Annotated in this window: 1 protein-coding gene and 1 pseudogene; one reads left to right on the forward strand and one right to left on the reverse strand. The window is 38.2% G+C overall.

All coding sequences use genetic code 11. From position 1 onward, the window contains the following. Positions 1-77 precede the first annotated feature (77 nt). On the reverse strand, positions 78-2,192 hold the full coding sequence (gene clpL / locus HMPREF9088_RS09815; RefSeq protein WP_007209095.1) for an ATP-dependent protease ClpL: 2,115 nt from the start codon (positions 2,190-2,192) through the stop codon (positions 78-80). 217 nt (positions 2,193-2,409) lie between these two features. Between clpL and HMPREF9088_RS09820 the strand changes: the two are divergent. Continuing rightward, positions 2,410-2,914, forward strand: a pseudogene (locus tag HMPREF9088_RS09820) (IS6 family transposase); the annotation flags it as partial.

A 2,914-nucleotide genomic window follows, 5' to 3' on the forward strand; every position in this document is an offset into this window, starting at 1 on the left:
ATATAAAACAACACTATTTGACAAAGAGCCTAATAAATCTCCTCTTACATAAAGTTATTTATGAACACTGATTTAAGCTAAGCTGCCGATATCACAATCTCATCATCCACTAAATCAGCCTTCAAGTTTTTGACATCTAAGTGGTCAAGGTAGAAATCTGTTACCTTATCACGAATTTGTCGTTCAATTACTCGCCGTAATGGCCGCGCACCCATTGCTTCATCATAGCCTTGTTCCATCAGCCAATCTTTGGCCGCTTCAGTTACCTCAAGTTTGATGGATTTTTTGGCTAAAGTTTTTTGTACATCCGCCAACATCAAATCGACAATTTGTCTTAAGTCTTCCTTAGTCAGATGTGAAAATTCCACGATTCCATTAAAACGGTTCAGAAATTCTGGGCGGAAAAATGGTGCTAACTTATCCATTAATGACTGATCTCGTTGCTTGTCACCACTTAATGCTTCATTACCAAAGCCAGCATTAGAAGTAGCAATAATAATCGTATTTTTGAAATTAATGACATTGCCTTGTCCATCCGTTAAGCGCCCATCATCCATCAATTGTAACAGTAACGTTAATACTTGTGGATCAGCCTTTTCAATTTCATCTAACAATACAATGGAATATGGATTACGCCGAACCCGTTCAGTTAGAGTATTACTATTATCATCATAGCCTACGTATCCAGCCGTGGTACCAATTAATTTCGACACAGCTGTACGATCAGCATATTCACTCATATCTAGCCGAATAATCGCATTTTCATTTCCAAACATATCTAAGGCTAATTGCTTAGCTAATTCAGTCTTTCCTACGCCCGTTGGGCCCACAAACAGAAAACTTCCAATCGGCTGATCACCCTCTGAAAAGCCCGCACGGTTACGCCGAATTGCTTTTGCTACCATTTCAACCGCTTCATCTTGACCGATTACCTTACTTTTCAGACGCTTATCAAGATTTTTCAAGCGCTCAATATCATTAGCGCCCATATCAGAAACTGGTATACCAGTTAAACGTTCAACCGATTGTGCCACATCATCAATCGTGGCAGTGATTTTTTCTTTTTGATCCGTTTCTTTAATTTTTTGCTTGGTTTCCTCGATCGACTTCTTGATATCAGCGGCTTTTGCAAAGTCCTCTGCTTTAATGGCGGCCTCCTTAGCTGCCTCTAATTTTTTAAGGCGTTGATCCAATGTCTCAACATCAGTTTGCGAATTTTTAGCCGCTAAATGAGCCGCAGTCATGTCGATCAAATCGATAGCTTTATCTGGCAAAGTGCGTTGTGGTATATATTGGATCGAATAATCCACAGCCGCCTTCAAAACATCATCTGGTAATACAACATGATGATGTTTTTCGTACAGCTCTTTAACACCTTGTAATATACGTAAAGTGTCAGCGGCCGTGGGTTCATTAATCACAACATCATTGAATCGCCGTGCCAAAGCCGCATTTTTCAAAATAGTATTGCGATATTCATCTTGAGTCGTAGCCCCGATTACACTCAGCTCGCCACGTGACAAAGCAGGTTTAATGATATCAGCCAATCCTTTGCCACCATCTTCACCACCAGTGGCACCCGTGCCGAGAATCTGATGAATTTCATCGAAGAATAGAATAATATTACCAGCTGCTTTAACTTCCTCTACCAGCTGTTTAATATTTTCTTCAAAAGAACCGCGATATTGAGTTCCCGCTTCCAAAGACGATAAATCAATCGAATAGATTTCTTTGTCTTGAATCGTTTCTGGAACTTTACCAGCCACAATTGCTTGTGCCAGACCTTCGACGACTGCAGTTTTACCTACACCGGCATCACCAACTAAGATTGCATTATTTTTCGTTCTACGACTCAAAATTTCTGCAGTGTCTTGAATCTCATTCTCACGTCCAATCACTGGATCTAGTAATCCATCACGAGCCTGTTCCGTCAAATTATTCCCTAACTTTTCTAAAATCCCTCCTTTTTTAACAGCCTGTTTACCATCTTTAGATACTTCTATTGTTTTATTATTTTGGGGTAGCTTACCAGTTGCTCGGTATTGAGCAAACTCATCCGGTGTCAACGATTGCCCATTAACTAAATACCGTGCACGCTCCGAATTTTGATTATCCATGCGCCGAAACAATTGATTGAAAACATCATCCATATCATTGTTGAAAAAAGGATCATTTCCATAGAAATTTGCCATATTAAAACACCTCCATAAAAATTTATAGATGTAACTTAGTGACCATAATATCCTCTAAAACTATAACTTAATTCTATCACAATTTAGTTGTATCGCTAAGCAAAGTGCTTACAGAATCAATTAGAAATAATTAGGATAATTTGATTCTGTTGCAAAATTTACTGATAAACTAGTTTTAAGATAAACTAGAGTCAAAAGCTAGCTTGGAGGAAAGAAGATGGATCACTTTAAAGGCAAACAATTTCAGGAAGATGTAATGATTGTCGCTGTAGGTTACTATCTTCAATATATTCTCAGTTATCGAGAAGTTCAAGAAATTCTTTATGACCATGGAATTGATGCAGATGGACTAACTTTAGATATTTGGTTACGTAAAAAACGAGATACACAATCAGCTTATGCCTTTTTAAAGCGATTAAATAAATAATTCGGAGAGCCAAAGGTTCTCCTTACAGATAAAGCCCCATCTATAGGTAGTGCGTTTAAAAAGTTACAGAAAAATGGATTCTATTTGAAAACAGAGCATCGAACAGTGAAATATCTCAATAACTTAATTGAGCAAGATCATCGTCCAATGAAACGGCGAAATAAGTTTTATCAAAGTCTTCGAACGGCTTCAGCCACGATTAAAGGCATGAAGACCATTCGAGGAATATACAAGAAAAGCCGAAAAGAAGGCACTCTCTTCGGCTTTTCAGTCTGTACTGAAATTAAAGTTTTGG

Source organism: Enterococcus italicus DSM 15952 (genome assembly GCF_000185365.1).
Taxonomy (GTDB): Bacteria; Bacillota; Bacilli; order Lactobacillales; family Enterococcaceae; genus Enterococcus_G; species Enterococcus_G italicus.